This is a genomic window from Oceanococcus sp. HetDA_MAG_MS8 (genome assembly GCA_019192445.1).
Taxonomy (GTDB): Bacteria; Pseudomonadota; Gammaproteobacteria; order Nevskiales; family Oceanococcaceae; genus MS8.
The window spans coordinates 1-23,895 of the sequence record JAHCMK010000005.1; the positions used below are offsets into that span (position 1 = coordinate 1).

The 23,895-nt window shown below is 57.2% G+C and carries 21 protein-coding genes and 2 pseudogenes; 15 read left to right on the forward strand and 8 right to left on the reverse strand.

Annotated features, from left to right (window positions below; all coding sequences use genetic code 11):
• Window positions 1-322 precede the first annotated feature (322 nt).
• Both KI787_09810 and KI787_09815 read right to left on the reverse strand, forming a co-directional pair.
• Window positions 323-1,018: a pirin family protein gene (locus KI787_09810; protein ID MBV6630248.1), complete on the reverse strand. Its 696-nt coding sequence runs from the start codon at window positions 1,016-1,018 to the stop codon at window positions 323-325.
• A 10-nt stretch (window positions 1,019-1,028) separates the two neighbouring features.
• Entirely contained in the window at window positions 1,029-1,592 is a 564-nt protein-coding gene (locus KI787_09815; protein MBV6630249.1) for a hypothetical protein, read from the reverse strand.
• A gap of 197 nt (window positions 1,593-1,789) precedes the next feature.
• Here KI787_09815 and KI787_09820 point away from each other — a divergent pair, with 197 nt between their 5' ends.
• The 5 genes from KI787_09820 (at window position 1,790) to KI787_09840 (ending at window position 8,489) form a co-directional block, all read left to right on the forward strand.
• Entirely contained in the window at window positions 1,790-2,068 is a 279-nt protein-coding gene (locus KI787_09820) for a type II toxin-antitoxin system RelE/ParE family toxin (GenBank protein MBV6630250.1), read from the forward strand.
• 29 nt (window positions 2,069-2,097) lie between these two features.
• Window positions 2,098-2,382: a HigA family addiction module antidote protein gene (locus KI787_09825; protein ID MBV6630251.1), complete on the forward strand. Its 285-nt coding sequence runs from the start codon at window positions 2,098-2,100 to the stop codon at window positions 2,380-2,382.
• Between the two features lie 234 nt (window positions 2,383-2,616).
• Entirely contained in the window at window positions 2,617-4,902 is a 2,286-nt protein-coding gene (locus KI787_09830) for a TerB N-terminal domain-containing protein (GenBank protein ID MBV6630252.1), read from the forward strand.
• Window positions 4,903-4,914: 12 nt separating this feature from the next.
• Entirely contained in the window at window positions 4,915-6,261 is a 1,347-nt protein-coding gene (locus KI787_09835; GenBank protein MBV6630253.1) for an ATP-binding protein, read from the forward strand.
• An 8-nt stretch (window positions 6,262-6,269) separates the two neighbouring features.
• Complete coding sequence (locus KI787_09840) at window positions 6,270-8,489, forward strand: DEAD/DEAH box helicase (protein MBV6630254.1); 2,220 nt, start codon at window positions 6,270-6,272, stop codon at window positions 8,487-8,489.
• Between the two features lie 276 nt (window positions 8,490-8,765).
• Here the strand turns inward: KI787_09840 and KI787_09845 are convergent, their stop codons facing one another.
• Window positions 8,766-8,966, reverse strand: coding sequence for a hypothetical protein (locus tag KI787_09845; protein MBV6630255.1), 201 nt, complete (start codon window positions 8,964-8,966; stop codon window positions 8,766-8,768).
• Window positions 8,967-9,119: 153 nt separating this feature from the next.
• Here KI787_09845 and KI787_09850 point away from each other — a divergent pair, with 153 nt between their 5' ends.
• The 10 genes and pseudogenes from KI787_09850 to KI787_09895 all read left to right on the forward strand — a co-directional run bounded on the left by KI787_09850 (window position 9,120) and on the right by KI787_09895 (window position 17,890).
• The gene (locus tag KI787_09850) at window positions 9,120-9,344 is read left to right on the forward strand and encodes a DUF433 domain-containing protein (protein MBV6630256.1); all 225 of its coding nucleotides are present in this window, start codon (window positions 9,120-9,122) and stop codon (window positions 9,342-9,344) included.
• Window positions 9,345-9,674 (forward strand): annotated as a pseudogene (locus KI787_09855) (DUF5615 family PIN-like protein). It abuts the gene before it with no gap.
• A 204-nt stretch (window positions 9,675-9,878) separates the two neighbouring features.
• Window positions 9,879-11,336 (forward strand): DUF3375 domain-containing protein, encoded by a 1,458-nt coding sequence (locus KI787_09860; protein MBV6630257.1) that lies wholly within the window; start codon window positions 9,879-9,881, stop codon window positions 11,334-11,336.
• Window positions 11,333-11,995 carry a DUF4194 domain-containing protein gene (locus KI787_09865; GenBank protein MBV6630258.1) on the forward strand — a complete coding sequence of 221 codons (663 nt, stop codon included), beginning with the start codon at window positions 11,333-11,335 and terminating at the stop codon, window positions 11,993-11,995. Before KI787_09860 ends, KI787_09865 begins: the two co-directional genes overlap by 4 nt.
• Complete coding sequence (locus KI787_09870; GenBank protein ID MBV6630259.1) at window positions 11,934-15,350, forward strand: hypothetical protein; 3,417 nt, start codon at window positions 11,934-11,936, stop codon at window positions 15,348-15,350. Before KI787_09865 ends, KI787_09870 begins: the two co-directional genes overlap by 62 nt.
• On the forward strand, window positions 15,350-16,555 hold the full coding sequence (locus tag KI787_09875; GenBank protein ID MBV6630260.1) for a hypothetical protein: 1,206 nt from the start codon (window positions 15,350-15,352) through the stop codon (window positions 16,553-16,555). Before KI787_09870 ends, KI787_09875 begins: the two co-directional genes overlap by 1 nt.
• Before the next feature lie 94 nt (window positions 16,556-16,649).
• Window positions 16,650-16,796, forward strand: a pseudogene (locus KI787_09880) (IS1595 family transposase).
• A gap of 126 nt (window positions 16,797-16,922) precedes the next feature.
• Complete coding sequence (locus tag KI787_09885) at window positions 16,923-17,102, forward strand: hypothetical protein (GenBank protein MBV6630261.1); 180 nt, start codon at window positions 16,923-16,925, stop codon at window positions 17,100-17,102.
• Between the two features lie 162 nt (window positions 17,103-17,264).
• A complete protein-coding gene (locus KI787_09890; GenBank protein MBV6630262.1) occupies window positions 17,265-17,498 on the forward strand; it encodes an AbrB/MazE/SpoVT family DNA-binding domain-containing protein in 234 nt (77 codons plus the stop codon).
• Complete coding sequence (locus KI787_09895; protein MBV6630263.1) at window positions 17,495-17,890, forward strand: type II toxin-antitoxin system VapC family toxin; 396 nt, start codon at window positions 17,495-17,497, stop codon at window positions 17,888-17,890. The genes KI787_09890 and KI787_09895 overlap by 4 nt, the downstream gene beginning before the upstream one ends.
• Window positions 17,891-18,008: 118 nt before the next feature.
• Here the strand turns inward: KI787_09895 and KI787_09900 are convergent, their stop codons facing one another.
• From KI787_09900 to KI787_09920, 5 genes are all read right to left on the reverse strand, one after another.
• Window positions 18,009-18,914, reverse strand: coding sequence for a ThuA domain-containing protein (locus KI787_09900; protein ID MBV6630264.1), 906 nt, complete (start codon window positions 18,912-18,914; stop codon window positions 18,009-18,011).
• Entirely contained in the window at window positions 18,911-20,617 is a 1,707-nt protein-coding gene (locus KI787_09905) for a GMC family oxidoreductase (protein MBV6630265.1), read from the reverse strand. Before KI787_09905 ends, KI787_09900 begins: the two co-directional genes overlap by 4 nt.
• A 2-nt stretch (window positions 20,618-20,619) precedes the next feature.
• Window positions 20,620-21,576, reverse strand: coding sequence for a gluconate 2-dehydrogenase subunit 3 family protein (locus KI787_09910; protein MBV6630266.1), 957 nt, complete (start codon window positions 21,574-21,576; stop codon window positions 20,620-20,622).
• Between the two features lie 204 nt (window positions 21,577-21,780).
• Complete coding sequence (locus KI787_09915) at window positions 21,781-21,978, reverse strand: hypothetical protein (protein ID MBV6630267.1); 198 nt, start codon at window positions 21,976-21,978, stop codon at window positions 21,781-21,783.
• Between the two features lie 18 nt (window positions 21,979-21,996).
• Window positions 21,997-23,772, reverse strand: coding sequence for a patatin-like phospholipase family protein (locus tag KI787_09920; protein MBV6630268.1), 1,776 nt, complete (start codon window positions 23,770-23,772; stop codon window positions 21,997-21,999).
• Window positions 23,773-23,895: the final 123 nt, after the last annotated feature.

A 23,895-nucleotide genomic window follows, 5' to 3' on the forward strand; every position in this document is an offset into this window, starting at 1 on the left:
TCAAGGCGCTGCAGCCCTGGTCAAATTGGCAGTCGTGGTCTGACTGAGTGCCCAGGTCCTTCGCGTGTGGCTTGACTACCAGTTTCAAGGCGCTGCAGCCCTGGTCAAATTGGCAGTCGTGGTCTGACTGAGTGCCCAGATCGCTCATGATGTGTCCCTGTTGTAGTCTTTCCAACGCGAGTATGGCTTAGTGAACCACGGAAGAGCTCTAGGTTTAGTTTGGACCTTAGTCGGGCTGCGTCAATGTCCTATAAGTACTCAGGCTTTCACCAGACCCAACTCCCACCCTGGGATATCGCAGTTGGCAGAGCAGCGCGCGTCGCTAAACCGTGTCGAGACGCCGCTGGATCAACACTTGGCATGGTCCCGAGATCGTCAAGTTGGCTCCATCACAGAGCGTCCCTCGAGGTAGGGGAAGATGCTGATCGCCTTCGCTTACGTGTCCCTCACCGTCAAACACATACAGGCGGCACGCGCCCTCCAACAACAAGCGGCTGTCGCCATCGAGCACAGCAATATCGAGCTGGGTATCACTGGCAATGCGCGTCTGAGCGTCGTTAGTTTTACCTCCATACACGCGCTGTAAGCCGTGTTCCGGCAAGGCCACCACCTTATGGCGTTGCCGCTTCGCGCTGTCGCAACTTGGCACGCACCACAACTGCACCATGCCCGATACCTCCGCTAGCGCGTTGATCTCGTTATGGCTAAAGCTGCTGGGCCCGCTGCATTGCACCAGAACCTGACCAGGCCTGAAGCGCTCCCCATCACCTAAGCTGCCTTGGTGCACCACCTCGCCCCGAGTAAAAATCGAAATGATGTCCACATCTTGGTGATGATGAAGCCCCGTGCTGCCACCGGGGGTGAAATAGGCATGGGCCAGATACACGCAGCTGCCAAAGCCATCGCGAACCTCGTCCGCCGGGTAGCGCTTGAAGTATTGACGGTCTTGTACCAAGACCTGTTCACGGATGCCGGCAAAGCCCGTGATGTCTATGGCTGAGTAGTTAAGCGTGCGCATGACACCGTTGCTATGACAGCTCGGCTGAGTTGCCGAGCAGCTCATGCATGGCCTGCTGAGGCCAAATGCAGCCTTTATAGCCTTTCACCGTGCAGGGCCTATCGGCCAACCATGCACCAATACGGTACCCGGTGATGTCCGCAGTATTGATCTCTTGGTGATCAATCAACTGGCGGAGGTCCTGTGCCATTTGATTCATCGTCGCCTGGACTGAACGGTTGCACTGCGCATCACAAACCAAGGGTGATAAAGCCCGTTGCGCGCCATCCATCAGCTGATCATCGGCGCCAGACTTCAGCAGGGTATTCATGAAGCTATGAGCAAAGTGCAGGTCCAGTTTGGCCAGGTCGGGTTTCTTCAAAGCTGGAATGAAAACCGGGAATCGGGTGGTGTCGTGTAGCAAAAGCACACAATGCCGCCGTTGAATGCTGAGTACATGGCCATGCCAGCCGCTCAGGAGCGACTCTTCATGATTCCCGGCGGAGAGGTAGGAGGGCGGTGGCTCGGGTAAACGGCCGCCCTCATCTAAGGGCAATTGAGCGAGCAGCTTTTGGGTGCAGTGCAGCCGAATCATGGAGTCCTGTCACGGTTGGCCGATAGATTAGGTAAGTGTGCGTTCTTGTTGGCCATGAAGTTATTGAGAATGACGGTGACAACCTGTCTGACTACTGCCAAAACACCCCGCCGGAACTGTACTACGAGCGACATCCCGCAAACCATCCACTAGATTTAACGGTTGACATATAACGAAGTCCGTTATACCTTCTCCTCATGATTCTGTCCTTCGCTTGCAAGCACACTGAAGCGCTTTTCACCACGGGGAAAAGCCGGAAGTTCTCCAGCTTCAAAAGTATTGCCGAGCGAAAGTTAGCTCAACTCGATGCGGCCACGGCACTGGAAGACCTAAGGGTGCCGCCTGGTAATCAGCTAGAGGCGCTGAGCAACGACAGGGCGGGTCAGTACAGCATTCGGGTCAATAAGCAGTTTCGAGTGTGCTTTGTCTGGACGAAACATGGCCCGGCGAGGGTTGAAATTGTGGACTATCACTGAAGGTATCTGACATGACGATTAAGAATGGAATGCGGCCCGTTCACCCTGGCGAGATTCTGCGTGAGGACTATCTGCAGCCTTTGGACATGAGCGCCAATGCACTAGCCATTGCTCTGCGCGTACCGGCCCCGCGTATCAACGATATCGTTCGTGAAAAGCGCGGTGTGACAGCAGATACAGCTATGCGATTGGCGCGTTACTTCGGTGGCTCCGCCCAGTTTTGGCTCAACCTTCAAGCGGCTTACGACTTGCGTAAAGCCCAAATCGAATCGGAGGCTGAAATTAATCGGCAAGTTAGCCCGCGGGCCGCATAGTCTCCTGCCAGCTAATCTGGATGGGCCGCCGTAGTCACTCAGGGAAAACCCAATCACTGACTAGATAACGAATAAGTCTCAAGAGGCTGGATAAAAACTGGCACCTGCTGAAGTCCAGAGATTGATCAAGGCTAGAATGGGTAAAAAATAATTCGGAGGAGCCATGCCGGAGAGTTCGTTGAGCTGCATTGTGACGAGCAGCCTTGTTTTCTTTGCGGGTAGCGGGGGCATTTCGTGGAGCTGCTAATCATTGTCGTTATCGCTGCCGGGCTCGTTGTCTGGTCTCGCAGCAGCGGGAAATCACCAACGGCAAAGTCGCCACCGAAACGCGAGCAACGTGAAACCGTTCGTCCCACTAGAGATTTTGAAGTGGAGTTCACGATTTCAGATGGTCGGAAGCCCGGAAAATGCCCACCAGACTGGGCTTGGACCCCTTTGGGGGAACCCGTAGAGCTTCCCAACAAGAAGGTTGCGCCGAATGGTGGCGTCTACATATCAAAAGACGAAGTCGCTGGTCTTCCAGACGGCTGGTGCTCAAACCCAAACCCAGAGCTGATTTTCCCTCAGCTAAAGGTGGGTGACGCAAATCGGAAATACGACCTGGGATACTGGCCGTCGTACAGGGAAATTCCACCAGGCGCGAGGACTCAGTATCTCGATTGGCTGGCTGACGGGGCGAAAGATCCACTCATCGATATCGGTCTTCTTTTCCTGTACTTCTATGGCTTGGAACGTCGAGCGTTGATCGACCCTGGCCTCTCAGAAAAGGCGGTTTCCGAGCGTCCCGCGATTTATCGGGAGGTTCAAAGATTGCTAGAGTTGTTTGGCCCGATTAGTTCGAGCTTTCGGGGCTACGCCACGGCATTGCGGAACGTTCTTGCTCTAACGACTCCTGGAGCAGACCTTCCCATTCCGTCGATTGAGGCGCTTGCGATGCAAGACGGTGACTACCAAGATTGCATGCTGCTTGCCGGACTACAGGCTGAAAGGTCGGGGTTGCTGACTCCCGATGAAGTCTTTGCTGCTGGTTTAGACGCTGGTTATTTCGGAATTCGTACTGCAGGTCGCCGCTGCCCTCATGAGTTTGCCCAACTGTTTCGCATTCGATTGGCGGAAAAGTACCCGGATGGCATTTCGGTTAAGCAGGGAAAGAGCTATAGAACAACCTTGGATTATCGGTTTGCGCGCGGAAACGGAAGTACTCGGATTGACCTGCCTCAACCGATTCCGAATCTTGCTCGACGTTCGGCGATTTTTTCCCCGATCGCAGACCTTGTTGACTCGGTACAGGATGAACTTTCTGCTTTTTCACGATGGAGAGGAAAGAACCCTGAAAGCGACGTCACAGCGGAGGCTCTGAGCCATCTCCCGCCAGAGTTGGCGCGGAACCAAGCAGACAACCATGGCACGGTTGCTAAGCAGCTGCGGGAGACCATTCGTGCGGGCAAGGCAGTAAATGGTTTGCAGCGGGTTCCGGTTTCCGACCTCATCTCATTTCTTCCGCACCTTGACAAGTCCAAGTTCACCAAATCTGATGCTGTCACCTTGGCTCGACTCGTAGGATCACTGGGGTATGGGATGGAACCTGATCGCCGATTCGGGAGATTCGTTCCTGAGGTTGACGGAAACGTCTATCTGTTTCCCGCCGGGAAAAATGCCCCCCAAGCACCGAGCAATGAGTATGAGGTCGCAGCTGTGCTGATTGATCTTGGTGTCCAGGTTGCTCTTGCGGACGGCGTGGTGGCTTCTGAAGAACGCCAGATGCTGAGCAAGCTGATTAGCGGACAGACTCAGCTGTCACACCCTGAGCGATTCCGCTTGGCCGCACATGCCACCTGGATGCTTGAGCACAAGCCAGATACAAAGACAGGCCTGAAGGCTAAGCTGGAGAATCTGAATGACATGCAGCGTCAAGTGGTTGCTGACTACCTTGTCACCATGGCAGCCGCGGACGGCACGGTGAGTGGCGACGAGGTGGCCACTATGAACCGCTTGTACCGGTCGCTAGGGCTTAATGCTGCGGATGCTTGGGATCGGTTGCATGGGGCTCCTGAAGCACCTGTTCGCACTGCAGCGCCTGATATCGATGCCACGAACAAAGATCGAGAGATTCCGAAGCCGCCTGGCGCTGAACCACAAGAGAAGTCATCAGAGAACGTTTTGCAAATCGATGCAGACGTATTGGCGAAACGTTTGGCGGAAACGGCACGCGTTCAATCCGTGCTCCGGGACGTCTTTGTTGATGAGGATGAGACTCCGCCAGAGCCTGTTAAGACCGAGGGGACCATCCAGGGCTTGGATGCCGCCCACTCCCAGCTTCTAGTGAAAATTGCTGAAGCAAACAGCCCCACGCGAGATGACCTTGAAAGCTGGGCTGATGAGCTTGGTCTATTCGCTGATGGAGCGCTTGAGGTCATCAATGAGCGTGCACTAGCGGTGGCCGATGCTACCGTCATTGAAGATGATGACCCTTTGTATTTCGATTCCGACGTATATGCCGCATTGACAGCGGCTGCTTAGTAGAGGCGCACCATGTCTATTCGTCCTCGCGAACGCGATGCCATTTTGCAGTCCCTTCGTTCTGGGGTAGTTCCACGTCAGGGCCTGCACCACATTCAGGTTGGTCGAGCTGTTGAAGTTGATGCCTTGCTACAAGACATTGAACGTGTTGCTGACCAAGGTTCCGCTGTGCGTTTCATTATCGGCGAGTACGGCGCGGGAAAGACTTTTTTCCTGACGCTTGTACGAGCGATTGCCATGAAGAAGGGCCTAGTGACAACACAGGCTGATCTCAATCCTTCTAGGCGTCTTCAGGGTAGCGCCGGCCAAGCTCGTAGCCTGTATGCCGAGATGATGCGAAACATTTCCACACAGACAAAGCCGGACGGCGGCGCTATGGAGGCCATTGTTCAGCGCTTTGTGTCTACGGCAAAACAGGAGGCAGGCCAGAGCGGGCAAACCGTCAGCACGATTATTCAAGAACGTCTCCATGACCTGTCTTCGATGCTGGGAGGCTACGACTTTGCATCGGTCATTGAGCGTTATTGGCATGGCCACGACAATGGTGATGATGCCCTGAAGAATGCAGCCATTCGCTGGTTGCGAGCGGAGTATTCAACAAAAACTGAGGCTCGGCAGGCCTTGGGCAGTGTTCGAACCATCATTGATGATGATGCGATCTACGACAGCATGAAGTTGATGGCTCGTTTTATCCGCCACGCCGGTTTCCAAGGGCTCATGGTTTCGCTCGACGAGATGGTCAACCTCTACAAGATGAGCAACACCCGGGCTCGGAACGCGAACTATGAGCAAGTTCTTCGAATCCTGAACGACGCTCTACAAGGAGCATCAGAAGGGCTTTCGATCCTATTCGGAGGAACGCCGGAATTCTTGATGGACGACTACCGCGGGCTGTATTCCTACGAAGCCCTTCGGTCTCGTTTGGCAATGAATGCCTTTGCAAAAGACGGGCTGATTGATCTATCCGGTCCTGTCATTCGGCTTCAGAATTTGGCTCCCGAGGACTTGGTCATCCTCTTGCACAAACTTCGCCATGTGCAGGCCAGCGGGAAAGAAGAGAACTATCTGCTCAAAGATGCGGATATCCAGGCCTTTATGCATCACTGCGCGAAGACCATTGGGGAGGCGTATTTCCGCACTCCTCGAAATACGATTCGCTCATTTATTCACGTGATGGCTGTTCTTGAGCAAAACCCTGGAGCGCAGGTTGAACAGTTGATTGGCAAGGTAGGCATTGAAAAGGACGCCGGCGAAAACCTGGAGCCATTTGACGACGAAGAGGAACCTCCTTCACCGTCGGCTGTTGTAGCTACCGAATCTGGCGACGATGACGATGCGCTTGCGAGCTTCAAGCTCTAATTGATCAGATGACAGAGCAAAGCTCGATCTTTGAGCGCCTTGATCCTGCCATACAGAAGTGGATTTGGCGTCAGCAGTGGTCGAGCCTTCGTGGGATTCAAGAACAGGTTGGTGAAGTCTTGCTCAACGACTATGAGCGAGATGCCTTGGTATGCGTCGCGACTGCTGGAGGCAAAACTGAAGCCGCGTTCTTCCCTCTGCTAACAAGGTTGCTTTCTGAGCCCGACGAGCAGGGCTTGGTCGTGGCCATCTGTCCCCTGAAGGCGCTTATCAACGACCAGGCTAAACGCCTAAAAGACATCCTTCGCGACACCAATATTCCGGTATACCGCTGGCATGGAGATATCTCAGCGTCGGAAAAACAGAAGTTTCGAAAAGAGCCTAAGGGTATTCTGCTCATCACTCCAGAATCTCTTGAGGCCAACTTTTGCATCAGCGGGCATGAAATGCGGCAGCTCTTCGGTAATACCCGAGCAGTAGTCGTCGATGAGTGGCACGCCTTCTTGGGGACAGAACGCGGCCGCCAATTGCAGTCCTTAATGGCCAGATTGGAATTAGCTGTAGGCCGGCGCCTGCCGCGCGTTGGTCTAAGTGCAACCATTGGAGATTTGCAGTTGGCTGCTGACGCGCTTCGCCCAGGCAATGGCAACCACGTCGCCATTTGTGAAGACTCTAGCCACCGACATGGTCTTCAGATACTGCTGGTTGGCATCGAGCAGGTTCCGATGCAGTTGAACCCTTCCTTGGATCCTACGGGTGAAGAAAAGCAGTCTGACGCTCCTGACCCTGTTGCAAAGTGGATATTCAAACTTCGTGGTGATAGCCATCTGGTATTCGCAAATTCGAAAAACCGTGTGGAGTCGTTGACCGATGCGCTAAGTAGGATGTCGGAGCGGCTAGGCGTTCCAAATGAATACTTCCCACATCACGGGAATCTTGATCGCACGATGCGGCACAGCCTTGAGGATCGTCTCAAGCAGGGTGACAAGCCCACAACGGCAGTTTGCACAAGCACGCTAGAACTCGGCATCGATATCGGCAAAGTGTCCTCTGTTGCGCAGGTCGGTTGCCCACCATCGGTAGCGGCTCTCCGGCAGCGGCTAGGAAGGTCTGGACGCCGCGGGGAAGACTCGGTACTTCGACTATTCGTTACGGAAGATGAGATTACCCCGCAGTCAGAGCCATCGGATCAACTACGCCTGCAGCTTGTACAGACCATCGCCATGGTCGAGCTACTTCTTGAGAAGTGGTATGAGTCCCCGGACCAATCTCGCCTGCACTTGTCGACATTGATCCAGCAGGTCTTATCAGTCATTGCCGAACGGGGGGGATCCTCTGCCGCAAATCTGTATCAGATACTGTGCGAGAAAGGTCCCTTTCAGAATACTTCGACAGGGGTATTTGGACAGTTCCTCCGGAATTTGGGTGACGAGGATCTGATCCGCCAGGAAAGCACAGGTATTCTTCTGCTGGGTGAAAAAGGGGAACGCCTAGTCAACCACTATGACTTCTATTCCGCATTTATGTCTGACGAAGAATATGAGGTGCGCACGGTTACCAAGCGGCTAGGCACCCTCCCAATCATTCAAGTGGTCAAAATCAACGATTACCTGCTCTTCAGTGGGCGCCGTTGGCAGGTGACCTCGGTTGATGATCAGCAAAAGCGAATCATCGTTAAGCCAGCGCCGGCGGGGAAAGCCCCGTTGTTTGGTGGTGCTGGTGCTCTTGTTGGAGCTGAAGTGCGACAGCGGATGTTAACTTTATACCAATCAGACCATCAGCCGCGCTATTTGAGTAGTGGCGCTCAGGCGTTACTTGAGCAGGCACGGGAGAGCTTCGATCGACTTAATCTCGCGGATCGCGCATTTGTTCCATGGGGCGACAAGGTCATGGTATTCCCGTGGCATAGCGACGCCGCGTTGAGAACATTCGTATGGGCGGCCGAAGCACTCGATATTGAGGATATCGAAGTGGGGTGTGGATATGCCTGCTGGGAGTTTGGGGGCAAGAACTCAACATCTCAGGGTGCGGAAAAACAAGTTCGAAACGTGATGGAGCACGTTCGTGCTGCCAGCCTTAATCCAGTCCAGGTCATTGCCAAGGCGCCGGCCAAGCGGTTCGACAAACATGACGGTTTTCTCAATGACGAGATCGCTGCGCTCAATGCTGCGGCTGCCCACGTGCGTATCGATGAAATGCGAGAGGCGCTGGATCACGCACTTGGTTAGCTGGCGGTGTTTCGGTCGGTTATCGAGCATGAGCCTAGTTAGAACGCCGCGCCCCGAAGCGGTGCCGTTGCTATGCGAGATGCGCTCCTGCGGTCAGTTGGAGGCAGCGTGGCTTTTGATCTGCTGGGCTTTGCCTATGCTATTTTCGTGAATCAAGTTCACTGCCGCACCAGCGGCACGTAACACAACCCTGGCGATCGCTTTTGATCCAACTTGGCGAATTGCTGTACGCGTAGCTCGTTGAGACTGCTAGGGGCGTCTTCACGACAGGACGAATTATCCCCAGCGTTGAGTCTGGTCGCGAATGGCGCTGGCTAGCGTCGCCATATGGGTTTCCGGCGCTCCCTCCCGGATGGAGTGTTGGCACACCGCCTCCAAGTGCGTATCCACTTGAGCGATGACGTCGTCCATCCATGCTTGAAAGCGGGTTGGGGGCTGAATGCACTGTGAGGCCAGGGTGTCGATGTCGCGGCGCACCTATGATCTTGCAGTTGGGGCCGCACTGGGTGCATTCTGGCGGGGCTGTTTGGCTTCTAGGCAGCGATGTGCAGCAATTCCAAGCGCGCAATCAAGTCGACTCGTTCATTTTTGGCCCGCTTCCGGCGGAAGCCATCGACAAAAGGCCTGCTCATGAGTGAGATACACCGCATTACGGTCGATCCTGCACAGTGCGGCGGGCGCCCTTGCATCCGAGGGCAACGCATTCGCGTCACCGATGTTCTGGAAATGATGGCGTCAGGGATGTCTCGCGATGACATCCTTGAGGACTATCCATACCTGGAAGCTGAGGACATCAGCGCCGTGCTGGAATACGCGGCGAAACAAGCCGATCATCCCGTTGTTCACGCTGCCTAAGTGCGCTTTTTGATTGATATGCAGCTACCGCCCGCTCTGGCGCGTTGGCTCAGCTGCCAAGGCTTCCCACCGGAGCATGTCGTTGACCGCGATATGGGCAGTACGGACGATGAAGCCATTTGGGCATTCGCCTCCGAGAACGGCTATGTCATCGTGTCCAGAGACGATGATTTCGCCACAAAACGGATTATGGCCACCGACGGACCTCAAGTCGTCTGGGTATGATTTGGCAACTCCAGCCGAGCTATCACCATCGAAGGCTTTAAGCGCACGCTACCTGATCTTATTCCGGCTCTTGCAGCGGGTGAGCCCCTTGTAGAGCTGGCATAGGACCGCTTCATGGCTGATGACATTCTCCACCTGAAGCCTATTTGCGTTCACTCTGGTGTTGGGCTAAATGGGTTCGAAAAGTAGCAGGCTGGCCTGCACTCAAGTGGAGGAACAATAGGGCGTAATCGCATTTCAGCATTGACAGGCTCAAGATTTGAGCTTTTCATCGTTCATGGTTTTTTGCTCTCAATCGGTGTCTACTTCATGAACCTGGGAGGCCAGCTCGCCCGATTTTCTACCCAGCGGGAAATGCACCCTGCTTGGCGTCTGCTGGCCGCAAGCAATGCTCCCTTGATCCTCGCGACACTGGGCGACCTGTTTCGCGAGCAACTGGAGATCCCGATCGCACGAGCCAAGATAGCGCTCGACGTTGAACTCGGCCGGCTTCGCGAATCCGGCGCGAACTACCAGGAATCGGCGACCAGCTATCTGCGCGAATGGATCGCCAGCGGCTGGTTGCGTGAGCAGGATTCTTACTTAAGCCTGACCGACGCTGCGGAGTTGGCGTTGGCCTTCGCCCGTGGCCTTGATCAACGGGTCGAGGGCACCAGTGCCTCCCATTTGCGAATCGTTCAGGACGCCGTTCGGGATCTAGCCATGGCGCTGTCACCGGATGCCGACGTGCGGATTGAGGCATTGACCGCGCAGCGCGATGCGATCACCGGCCAGATTCAAAGGCTGAAGGGGGGCGAGCTTGAGCATCTGAGCGCGGAGGAACAACGCGAACGCCTGCGCGAGGTTTATCACCTGGCCTCCACCTTGAGTAGCGACTTCCGCCGGCTGGAAGACGAAATCCGTCATATGGATCGGCAACTACGCGTTGACATGATCCAGGATGACAGCAACCGTGGGGCGGTTCTGGAAAAGCTGTTGCACGAGGAAGATGCGTTGTCGCGCACGGAAGCGGGGCGCGCTTTCGCCGGATTCTTCAGCCTGCTCAGCGATGATTTGCGTACGACCGAATTTCGCGAGCAGCTTCGCTCCATCCTGGAGCTTGCAATCGAAGATGCCGTGACGCCATCCCAGCGCCATTTTCTGGCCCATCTGGTGCGGGAACTCGGGCGTGAAAGTGAACGGGTTCTGAACGTGCGCCGGCGTACCGAGGAGAGCTTGCGCGCGTATGTGGAAAGCAACGAGTTTCGCGAAAATCGCGCCGTCTCGCGTCTTCTGACCCAACTTGAACAAGTTGCGATTGATCTTCGCGACCGGGGCGTATCTCCTCGTGCCACTTGCGGGATGGGGCTTGATAGCGGCCGCGCTGAAGTCCATTCGGTCAGCAGTTTGCGGCTGAGGCTGCCAGAAGAGGCGCTGGAAATCGGTGAACTCACAGTGCGGGAAAGTCTGCTGGGTCCAGGCGAAGACGTACTGGACTATCTGGAAACCATCAAGGTGCTCGATATTGCCGCCGAGATTCGGGGCTTGCTGGTCGATCGGGGCGGTATGTCTTTGGCTCAACTGATCGCACAGCGCCCGGTTCGTGGCGGGCTGGAAGAACTCGTGGCCTGCATTCGCGTAGCTCAGGCCGTCCAGGCACCACGCGATGAGACCAGAGAGCGGGTCGTCGTTCAGACTCGCGAGGGTGATTTCTTGAGGGCCGATATCCCTTCCTACCTGCTGACTGCAGACATGTTCCCCGTCCATTTGGAGGAGCTCGCCCTATGAGCGACGAGAGCGCCGTTAAGGACGAGACTGAAGTCATTCAGCAGGGACGCCTTGCGCCTGAGGCGCGTCGCGCAGTCGTCGAACTGATGCGGCAAGGCGTTGTGATGGCAGATTCACGGCGGCTCGTTTTTGACGCGCTGTGCCGGTATCAAGAAGATATCCGTAACCATTTGGCTGACATGTATCTTCGGATGCAGATCGATGAGCCTGCAGGACTCGCCTTGTTGCTCCAGGGTATGCCGGAGGCGGAGAGTGATGCCGATGAGGGCGCAGAAGATTCCCCGGCACTGATCAGTCGGCGGCTGCTGACCCTGTACGACACGCTGATACTGCTGGTCTTGCGCCGGCACTACCTGGACCGTGAGACGGCTGGAGATTCTCGCATCACGATCGAGCTCGACCAGGTTGCCGAGCGCCTGATTCCCTTTCTGCCACTCACCGCGAGCCAGAGTCAGGACCGCAAACGCTTGAATGGCTCCATCGAGCAGATGAAGAAGCGCCGTATTCTGGCAGCGGTACGGGGCGAGGCAGATCGCTTCGAGATCACGCCGGTGATCCGCTATGTCGTCAGCGCCGAGATGCTGGAACAATTGCTGGTTGAGTATCGACGCATGGCCGATGAGGCTGGACCGCAAGCATCGGAGCCTGCTGGTGAGTGAGAGTATTGGGCAGAGCGGGTTGTTTCCGCATGGTCAGATGCGTCTGGCCAGATTGTCGGTGTTCAATTGGGGCTCCTTCAAAGGCCTCCATCACGCCGAGATCGATCCGCAGGGTACGCTGGTCACTGGCGACAATGGCGCAGGCAAATCAACGCTCATCGACGGTCTCACCGCTCTGCTGTTGCCGTCGGGCAAGGCTAGCTTCAACATCGCTGCTGCACAGGGCGATCGAACCGACCGGTCGTTGGTGTCCTATGTTCGTGGCAGCTATGGCCGTGCCCAGGATGGCGGCAGAACCCAGGTGCTATCCAAGCGCAATGGAGCGACCATCAGCGCAGTGGCCGCTTGCTATCGCGCGGATGATGGCAGCGTGGTCACGCTGGCCGGATTGTTCTGGCTGACGACAGCGTCCAGTGCGGTTGCCGACGTGGCCAGGTTGTTCCTTCTGGCCCATGGCGAGCTCGAACTTGCCGAAGTATTGAAGGAGTTCGAAGCTGGACAGAAGCGCGCGGTGAAAACCCGGTATCGCGACGATGCGCAAGTCGTCGTGTTCGACCAGTTCAGCGATTTCCAGGAGGCTCATCGCCGTGTCCTGCATCTAGACAACGCCAACGCTCCGGCTCTTTTGGCCCGAGCACTCGGGCTCAAGAAGATTGACGACTTGACGCGTCTGATCCGGGAATTCGTTTTGGAGCCCAGTCGGGTTCGTGAATCCGCTCGCAAGGCGGTGACGGAATTCGAAGATCTTGTAGCAACGCACCGGGAACTCGAAGACACACGCCGGCAGCGGGACACGCTCGCGCCGCTGCCCAGCCTGAAAAACGAGTTGGATACGCTGACCGAGCGCAGAGGACGACTAGAGGCCGAGCGCAGCGCGCTCCCGGCTTATCTGGCGAGGCAGGAGTGGGAACTGTGGGCCCGCCGAACACAAGAACGCGATGCGAGGCTGCAGGCCGCCATCGCGACACGGGATCAAACAAAACATGAGCTGGTGGAGGCTCAGGCTTTTGAACAGGATCGCCATGCGGACTATCTCAAGGCGGGTGGTGATCGGATTCAGGCCCTGGAGAAGGATCTGGATTCCGCCCAAAACAGGCTGAAGGCCACTGCGGACAAGGCTCGCGAGTATCAGACCGTTGCGAGTGAGCTGAACCTTGATGATCGCCTTGATGTGACACAGTTCCGCGAGAACCAAGCGCGAGCAGTACGCGAAAAAGACGATTTCGCAGAGCGCCAGACAAAGGCCCAGGATGCTTTTGGTCGCGCGGCCGGTCGGCTCAGCGAAGCTCAGGCGCTGGTCAACCGCTTGTCGGATGAGCTTTTGGAAGTCGAACGTAGGCCGGATTCCAATATCGATCCGCGCTATCTGCGCATGCGAGATGAGCTTGCGCAGGCGCTGGACTTTAGCCAAGACGAGCTGGTCTTCATTGGCGAAATGCTGGATGTGCGAGATCAGCACACGCAATGGCAGGGCGCTATCGAACGTGCTCTGGGTGGTCTGCGTACCACGCTCGCGGTGCCAGCGGATCGATATTCCGCGATTACGGCCTGGCTGAACGCGCGGCATCTGGGGTTGCACGTTCGGGTCCAGACTGCCAGCACGGATGCTGGTCCGGCGCGCTTTGGCGAAAGCAGTTTTCTCCACAAGCTGAACTGGCGCGAGCATCCCTATCGCGACTGGCTCAAGCACTTCCTGTCACGCCACGATCTGGCTTGTGTGGCGAGTACGAGCGAGCTTGACCGGACTCCTTTTTCGCTAACCCAGGAAGGGCTGATCCACCGCGACAAGGGTCGCTTCGAGAAGAAGGATCTCAAGCGGGTCGACGACCGGCGTGACTGGTGCCTGGGGTTTTCCAACCGTCGTCGTCTCGCCACGCTGCAGCACGATTTGGCTGAAGCGAAGCACGCGCTCACAGAAGCCGAGAAAAATGCGCGCGTAAGCCGGGGTGCCCTGAATGGCGTCGGCGAGAACATCGAACGATGGAAAAAACTGTTGGGCTTTGACTGGAACGCTTTGGACTTGACTGATGCCATGCAAAAGCGTGACGACCTGTCCGCAGCTCTTGAAAAGCTGCGAGCTGCGGGCGGCGATCTCGAAGTTTCTCGGCTCGCCTTTGAAGGTGCCAAGGTGAGTCGAGAAAATTGGCAGGTGAAGCTTTCCGAGCGGGATGGGGAGGTCGCCAGCCGGGCGAAAGACCTCGAATTTGCCCAGCAGCAGATGGACCGGGCCAAGCGGTTTGCCGAGCTCCCGATTGATGACCTCACACGGGACCGCCTGGATGCCCGAGTCGGGCAACTGCGGGATCCTCAGCTGGATGACCTCGGCGAGCTGCGTGATCGGTGGTTGGGCAAGATCAACGGAGAATTGAGCCATGTGGGCGGCAAGATCAACAGTAAGCAAAGCGCAATTACCGGTGTCATGGGCGGCTATCGCGGCAAGGACGAATGGCGCGCCATTACCGCTGAATGGGGCCTGAGCCTTGCCGACCTGCCCAGCTACCTGGAGCGTCTAGAATACATCGATCGCGAAGGGCTGCCGGAACTGGTCGAGAAGTTTCGTGAGCGGTTGAACCGCCATACAACACAGTCATTGGCCGGCATTCGCCAGCAACTCAATAACGAGCTGGATGATATTCGTGATCGGATCGAGACCATCAACAGTGTCTTGGTGCGCACCGAGTTTAGGGCGGGAACCCATCTGCAGATCCGTGCTCGACGGGAAGAATTCCCGCATGTACGCGAGTTCAATCAGAAGCTCGGCGCCGTGCTGGCTGCCGTAACCAGTGACGATCATGAAAAGCGATTCGTGCAGCTCGTAGAGGTTGTTGAGATTCTTGAAAAGGCCTCTGCGCCGGCGACGGCCAGCAGCCTGGAGAGTCAGCGCTTGCTGGATCCGAGATTCCAGCTCAGCTTTCTTGCCGAGGACATCCAGACTGCGACGGGGGACGTGCTGGATGTTCTGGATTCCTCAAGCGGGAAATCCGGCGGCGAGAAGGAAGCTTTTGCCGGGACCATCGTCGCGGCGTCGCTAGCCTACGTGCTGACGCCGGAGGGTGCCGATTTCCCCGTGTACTGCACAGTATTTCTGGACGAGGCTTTCTCCAACACGGCCGAAGCGGTGAGTCGCCGGGTTTTGCGGGTTTTTCGTGAGCTTCATCTGCATGTCAACCTGGTTACTCCATTCAAAAACCTCAATCTGGCGCGCGAATCTGCTCGCTCCCTATTGATAATCGAGCGAAATCAGGATTGTCATGAGAGCCGACTCAGCCAAGTCACTTGGGAAGAAATCGACCGGCGACTAGCGGACCGGGCCGGACGCTCTACCGTCGCTCAGGACATCGAAGTCCTTGCCTGATGAGTTCGACCTGGGGGGTAACACCGGATGAACTGCGCATCCGGCTTCAAGAGCAGGAATGGGAACGCTCCGAACGCTTACGTGCGCGGCTCAGTGGTGAACGCGCGTTCCCGCTGAGAGCCTCGCTGAGGCCGCCCACCGGCCGGCACGCCCTAGCAAACCTGGATAAGTTCAGGGACTACGTCAGATCCTGGGCCGTGTGGAACGGGCCGGGGAAGGTGACGTTGGAGGTGCGCAAGTTGCCTCAGATCGGCGAAACACAATTGCCGACGCACTACCAGCTGGATTCAATGTCGGAACTTGCCAGCTTTCTCGGCGGGGACGCACAGCAGGATTGGGAGCGCTGGCAGACAGCATTGGAACCCATCAACACCTGGGACGCCAACGCTGCCGTTGCGGTGTGTCGAAGGCTCGATTGGCTTGATTCCCTCACTCCGGAGCACTCCGAGAAGTGTGTGGCCGTTCTGCGGCAGCTTAACCGGGGGATGGGGCGCGGCGGCTACTTGAGGAGCCTGCCTTTACGTGGCGTCGACACCAAGTTTCTTGAAGACAATCTGCGCTTGCTGATTGCTATGCATGGTGCAAGCAGCGCTCAAGGCAACGACCGGGGCGACAGCTCTGAAGACTTTTTGATGTGGCTGAACTGCTCGCCGCGTCCCTCGCACTGGCTCCTGATACGAGCGCTGGACCCTATGGTTCGTGAGGCCTTGGGTGGATTAGACGTCCTCAAGTTGCCAGCGAGTGAGCTTCACCAAACTGAGCTGCCAGGCACAACCGTCCTGTTGGTTGAGAACATGGAGCCGGCCTTCAGCTTGCCGGAGCTCCCCGGCACATTGGCCATATGCGGGTTTGGGAACAACCTTGGATGGCTGGCTGCGCCGTGGCTCGCTCAGCGCCGGCTTGGGTACTGGGGTGACCTGGATACCTGGGGCTTGAACTTCCTCGCCTCGGCCAGACGCGAACAGCCGCATGTTCAGCCGATAATGATGGACCTGGCCACCTTGAAGTGTTTTCGAGAAGGTATGGGCCTGGAAACAGCTCCGAATCCCGCTTTGCCAGATGGTCTGACTGAAGACGAAACCAGTCTTTACCACGACCTGCTCAGCGAACGTTATGGTGGACGGGGCTTGGAGCAGGAACGCATCCCGCAGGACCACGTTGTGAAGCAGCTGCAACGTTGGGCGAAAAGTCGCGATGTGTCTTAGATTGCTGATCTTGCATTCTGGCGCCGAAATCGACTGTTTTTGCGTGTTAAACATGCCGATACCTTCAGAGACGCTGTAAGTCTCCTGCAACGCTCTTGCCCCGTGTTACCTCGCCGAGTTTTGCTACCGCTTCAATCGGCGTTTTAACTTGGTCGACGTGGTGCCACGGCTCGGGTACGTTGCCGTACGTACGCCACCGCTACCGTATCGCCTCGCTATCTTGCCTCAGCGTCATTGGTAATCCGGAAAAAAATGGCTCGGGCAAACGATCCACCGCCGTGCTCAGATCAAGCTGTGGCTCATGGATTGAGCCTGTACTGGCCTAGGCTGGAATCACACTGACATTCCACCCTGGAGGGTCCAAACAATGATCCGCAAGTACACCAACCTCACTTTTTTCGCTTTGGTTTGGTTCTTGGCTTTGGGTTTGGATGACGATATCGATGTGATGACCAGCTTCGCTTTTATTGGTCTCGTTCTGCTCAGCCCTTGGTTCGTTTTCGTGTGGTTCTTTCAATTTATTGGTTGGCTTGATGATCACTTTTAGTGGGTGGGGGCAGCTGCAGCTCTGAGCGTGCTACGCGGCGAGTCTTGTGCCGCTCGCTCTGTCACAGGCACAGGGCGCCGCGCGCTGGTCTGGAGCGACGGAGTTTGCGAGTCATGCCCTAAAACGCTACTGTCTTACCCTGTCTTACATCTCGGTGTGATCATGCAAACAACCTTGACGAGTAAAGGCCAAGTGGTGATTCCTCAGGCCATTCGTAAGCAGATGCTACTGGCCCAGGGCAGCAAGCTGGAGGTGATCGTGCGCGATGGAGAAATCATTCTGCGACCATTGGCTGTGCCAAAGGAGCAGTCTTTGACCTGGCGGTCACGAAATCCCAAAGGACGTCAGTTGTCGGTGCAAGAGCTTTGTCAGCCGGTGAATCTGGACGAGGAATGATTGCCCTCGACACCAACCTGTTGGTGCGCTTGGCCACAGCGGACGTGGCTGAGGACGCCGCTCTGGTCAATGAACTCATGGCCGCTCAGCGTTGCTATGTGCCGGTCACGGTGATGCTAGAGGCCGAATGGGTATTGCGTTCGCGTTATGGATACTCAGCAGAGGACTTCGCCGCCTTCGCGAGTTTTATTTGTCAGCACGCAAATGTGCACATGCGCGAGGCAAGCGAGGTGCTCCAGGCTGTGGAGCTGCATCGAAAGGGCTTGGATTTTGCCGATGCTTTGCACGCAAGTTTGGCCGGTAGGGTGCCCTTTGTGACCTTGGATCGGACACTCATCAAACGCGGGCGCAAGTTGGGCCTGGAACTTCTCGCTTTGAACGAGCAGCCTTAGGCAACATTGCTTGTGCTCTTGACCCTCTCGGCTAACTCTTCCCTGAGGCTCTAGGCGGGACGGTTAAGGAGAACTGTGCTTTGGGAGCAGGGTCTGCGGCGCCAATGGCAAAAACGCCCTAAAACGGCAGCAACTGGTTCTCACAACCCTCCAGCACAGGCTCCACATACTCCGGCACGCCGACGGGCTTGGGGTTGATGCCGCATTGGGCCGGTACGCGGCGGGCGGCAACCAGAATGCCCTGGAGGATGTGCTGCAGAAAATCCTCTTGTTGGTAGAGGTATTCGGAGTGGCCCAGGGCGGTATACCAGGCGCGGCCGGCGAATTTGTCGTGGCACCAGCTCATGGGGTGATCGCCCATCTCGCCTGAGTAGCCTTGGGGGAAGGTTGGTCCGGCGGGGTTGCAGCTGGTGTTGGGTTCGAGCAGGTAGCTGGACTCGTCGATATTCATCAGCACGCGCACGGCGCCGCGCGGGTTGGATTTGAAGCTGTAGTACTCCTCAATGGGAATGGACCAGGTGTCGCCTAAATGCGCCATGCTAGGGTGATCGGGGTCTTCAATGCGCAAGGTGCCCGGCTGGTTGAGCAGGGGGTGCGCGAGGAACTGAGCAGCGACTAGCTCGGAGTAAAAGGGCCAGTCGTGGTGGGTGTCGGCTGCGGAGTGAATGCCTACAAAGCCGCCGCCGCTTTTGATGAAGTTTTCAAAAGCCGCTTGCTGCTCGGGGGTGTCCAAAACATCCAGAGTGGTGTTGAGCCAAATCAGTAGGTCGTAGTTGGCCAGGTTTTCTGGTGTGAAGGCTGTGGGGTCTTCGGTGGCATCCACACTGAAGCCGTTATCCGCCCCCAGTTGTTCGATGGCGGCAATGCCGACTTCGATGGAGGTATGCCGAAAGCCTGCCGTGCGCGAGTAGATCAGGGCCTTGAAGGGGCTGTTGTCTAGCTCGGCGCCGCCGCCAAACCCCGACTCAGATCCGCTGCAGGCGGCAAGAAGCGCGGCTGCGCCAGCAAGAAGAAACTGTTTCATGAGGTCCCCTGAGCGAGATGGCGGCTAATGCGCAGTGAGTTGGCCAGTACGGTGAGTGTGGGGTTGAAGCCGGGGAAGGTGGGGAAGGTAGAGCCATCCACCACATGCACATTATCCAGTTCATGCAGACGGCCAAAGCGGTCGCAGACGGAAGTATCGGGGTTGTTGCCCATGCGGGTGGTGCCGGCTTGGTGAAAGGTACTGGGCGCGGCATCCGATAAGTTGGGGTTGGGAAGAACCGCAGCCGCAATCGCCCCCGGTGTGGCCAAACACAGGGCTTCGAGCTTGGCCCCAAAGAACACCCCGCCCGCTTTCTCGTGTGGGTGCGGGGCATAGGTGACGCGGGCTGCGGGCAGCCCATTCCAGTCTTTTACGCTGGGGTCCAGGTCAATACGGTTGTTGGCCTGTGGCAGGTCTTCGCCCACGAATTGCAGGCCGGCAATGCGCTGGCGCATGGGCGAGAGGCCCATCAAGGCTTTATGCGCCGCGCCCCAGCCGGTATAGCCGGCATAGGTGTAGGCCTCGGTAAGCAGAGGCAGTCCGGAGCCCAGCTGTACCAGCGCGCCCTTGAGATAGGGCAGGCCAAATGCTTGGGCTTCGGCGCCGGTGAACGGGCCGACCAGATCGTCAAATTCCAGGGTGGTGCTGTGCGCGCGCAGCGATTGAATATCCCGCTCGAATAGGGCCCCGCCCAGAATGAAGTTATGAAACATCATGTTGCGCCCCACCTGGTCGGAGCGATTGCCCAGGCCATTAGGGTGGCTGCTGTTGGCCGACATCAACAGCAGGCGCGCGGTTTGGATGGGGCTGCCGCCGAGGATGATTTCATCGGCGCAGAGGTCATGCGAGACCTGCTGGTCATCGTAGTAGCTCACACTCACGGCCTTAGTGCCCGCGGCATTGGTATTGATGCGATAGACCAGAGCGCGGGTGATCAGCTCCACATTGCCGCTGCGCATGGCTGGATTCAGATAGGACACCAGTGCATCGCCACGGGCGTTGATGGTGCAGCCAAAACCCGAGCACAGCCCGCAGGAGTTGCAGGCCGGGCGACCATCAAACTCCACGGAGTTCACCGCAGCCGGATAGGGGAAGGGCTGGTAGCCCAGCCGCTGGGCTCCGGCAGCCAGAAGCTGTGCGGCATAGCCGGTGGGGTTGGGCGGCATCACAAACTGCCGGCTGCGTGGCGATTGCTCCAGAACAAAGCTTGGCATTTTGTCCACATCGCCCTGCACGCCAATTTGATACTCGACCTCGTCGTAGTAGGGGGCCAGGTCCTCGTAGCTAATGGGCCAATCGGCCATGGTGGCGCCGTCGACGGGGCCGAGGTCGGAGAACTGCGTGAAGTCCTGCTTCCAAAAGCGCGGGAACTTGGCGTTGTAATGCATGGAAGTGCCGCCCACGGCGGAGCCCATATTCACCACCTGACCTTCGGCGGTGCGTTCCAGCCCATCCTGCGCCTCGGATTGGGTGCGCCCGGTCATGGGTTCGAGTACCGGGTCGGGGAAGCCAAAGGCACGAGCCGATTTGACCTCATCGCTGCCATACAAGCTGCCGAGTTCGGCACTGGGTTTTTCGCCCAGGCCAGGACGGAGGTTACGACCCCGCTCCAGTACGGTGACCTTCCAGCCAGCACGCGCCAGCTCCCAGGCGGCGATGCTCCCGGCCGGGCCCGAGCCAATGATGATGGCGGTTTTGGCCATGCTCATGCTCCTCCCTGCCAACTTTGGACCATGCGCTGTACCCGCTGCCAACTGCCCTGGCTATCCAGCATCATGCCCAAAGACATTTCGGCGGAATGGCTGAGCAATAGCGCCTGCATGGTCTGGATGACTTGCGCGCTTTGCGCCGCATCCAAAACCGGAAGCAAGGGTGCCAGTGGCCGGTTGCTGCCAGGCAGGAACACATCAAACAGGCCGGGGTTGTCCGGGGTTGTCACCTGCTCGGCGGTGTAGCCGCGCGGCTGCACGTCGCCATCGTAGTTGGTGAAATCCCAGGCGGCCAGATCCTTGTTGCCGCCGTACTCTGGTGCGCCATACATGGCGTCCAGGCAGTGCATAAAGGCCACATCGATCAACTGGCTGATCTGTAAGTCCTGACCATCGCGCATCAACAATTCCTGCGCGGGCGCCGGCATGGCTACAAAGTCGGCAAAGCCCAGGCTGGCGGCGCGCTCATTCAGCCGCGCCAAACCATCTTGGTAAATGGGCTGCCAACCCAGCACGGGCCCATTGAACTCGCGTTCCGGGAGGCCCTGACTGCCCTCGATCTTCAGCCGCCAGGCTGTTTGCTCGTAGCGATCCAAGGGCAGGAAGTTCAGAAAGTCGTTCTCCGCCGCACCGCCCCGATCCGAAAAGGGCCCGCCAGCAAAAATCATGGGCGGGTCAAAGGCAAAGGCCGAGAGCAAAATATTGATGGCGTCGGCGCAACCGGTAGCACCACCACCGGGGCCAATGCCAGCCGGAATAAGGCGATCGGCTAGCGCGTTGAGGCTAAGCAGCTCGGCCTCGTTTAAGAAGCTAGCTCCTGTGGAGCGATCGTTGGCTACGGTATAGCGCCCCCCGTTGGGTGAGCAGGCTTGTAAGCCAAAACTGGCAACGGCCAAGGCGCCGCCACTTTTTAATAATGAGCGGCGACTGAGCCCTTGTGGACTGTTCGGCATGGTGCGGTGTCTCCTTCCGGTTCCCGTGGTCTGCGGGGCGGTTCTGGAAAACACCTTAAGGCGTTAAGGGCGAAGGTTATTGACTTCAGGTGCCAAGACACTGCTGCAACGGCACGATTTTTCGAGCTTCAGAAGGCAGAACAGAGGCCTAAGCTGGGCTCCTTAGGGCGAAGGTACGCCAGGAATTAGATGGGCAGTCAGGGGTCAGAGGGTTACAAAAGGCCGCACATGCTTAAGCCCTTTCACAACCTGTTCCTGGCGATCTTGCGATGCTCGGGCCTCTTCAAGCACCTTGTTACTGCGCGCCTTGAAGAGTCTGATGGCCTCCTCAATGCTTTCAGGCTGGTCTTGTGGATCTTTGGCTTCGAAGCGGTCTTTACCGCTGTAATTGCGTAGTTTCATGGCTCATTCCTCTGCGAATCAGCGTGGCTCCATACCTTCGATGCGCTGCTGCAATCCGTCGAACTCAGTTTGAATGCTTTGCAGGACTAAGTCCAATTCCTGCTCTACCACCGCTTCGTCTTGCATAAGCTCAGCGTTCGAATCAATGACCAGCGCTGCGCTGGTTTGGCCATTTGAATATGGGATCGCAATGCTCCAGCAAAGTTCTGACCATCCATTGGCTTGCAAGGTTTGGCCCGCCAACCCACCCTCTTGGCAGAGATTGTCCAAAGTGGCTTTGGTGGCCAGCGTCGCCCGACCTCGTGCAACTGCTTTGGCGACAAGGCTGCCGGGGTCGGGTAGGTAGATCTCACGATCAGGGTGGCTATCGTCAAAACCGGCTCCATCATGCAGCTTCCAGCTGCTGAGGTGGTTGCGGGGGCGGGTTGCAATCGCCACGCGTACATGCGCGGGCTTGCCATGGGTCTGGAACAGACTACCCAGGTCCTCGTCGGCGATCACGTTCAGGAAAAGGGCACGCACGCCTTCGGTGAACTCCCTTAACTCGCTAGGTATGCGAACGAGCTGGTCTACTAAACGCTCCATGGCGAAGGTGTGCGCGTCGCTGATGATGCCCTGGGCGTCCAAGGTATCAACGTCAAACTCCAACAGTTGTAGCACTTCGCCATTCCGCTTGAGGGGGGTTAGCTGAAGGGGAATCAGTAGACCTCGCACGCGCTTGCTAAGCGCTCCTGCGCCAAAAATCGCCGTTCGGACCAATGCGCCTAAAAATGCGAGGCCACTCAGCCTGTTAGGAGCTTGGGTCGTGGCGGGGGGCGCCTCCAGTTCAACGGCGATCACGGCCGCGTCCGGGTTTAAGCAGCGCTCTTCCTCGAAGACCCAGGCTGGCAGGTTTGAGAGCATGCCGCCATCAACATAACTGTGATGGGCAGCCTCTAGCGGAGTGCCTGAGGGTTTGCTTGGGGCAGAGTGAGGTGCTTCCGCTGCCGGCTTTAGGTGAATTGCGCGGAATAAAATGGGAATGCAGATCGATGCAGCTACGGCGTCGGCTAGGCTGACATGGGGCGTGGTGGCCTCGCTGAAAACCTCGATACGGCCTTGGGTGATGTTCGAAGCGACGATCTTGATAGGTTTCCAGCCCAGGGCTTTGGCTTGCGCGAAGGTTATCTCGCTGCTGCCCTCTTGGATGAGCGCCTCAAGAGCCGGGTTTTTTTCATTCGCTGGGAGATTTTGCTGCTGCTGACTGCATTTCCAGCGCAGAATGAGGTTGAGGTTTTTACGCAGCTGCTGCAGCGAAACCATGCCCAGGCAGGCCAGCCCCACGACAAACAAAGCCAGCAGTCCAATGCTGGCAAACAAGCCGACTAGGACAGCCCACGCGGGAGCCTGCGTACACCAAGCCAACGCTATTACGGCTAAAGCCAGGCCAATGAAACCAAGCCCCCCGCGCATGGCCTGAGCCCAGATAGCCCCCGTGGCGCGGAGGACGCGCAATTGCAACCAGGCATTGGCACCAAGTACATCAGTGACCTTTCTGAAGGGAAAGTCTGGGTTTCCAAAGAGAGTTGTTTTGTTCTCGTGGTCGAAGAGCTCGGCTGCCTCAAAGCCCGCAGCGCTGAGCACGGCCATAATGGCACCGGCCGAGGTTCCGGCGACCCCCTGAATATCGGCCTCACCATCCTCCAGCGCACGTAGGGCGCCAATGTGGGCAATGCCCTTAGCACCGCCGCCCTCAAATACGGCAAATACGGGGCGGCCTTTAAGGGCGCCTCCAAGGTCAGAGCGTTGCTCCATCACCTCTCCCGGGGCTAGGTCTTTGCAACTTCTAACGGGAATTGCTGCTCAAGGCGGACGCGGTTTGTCCGCTTTGGTGGAGTTTCCCCGAATTGCATGAATACAACGGCAAATATTTTTGCC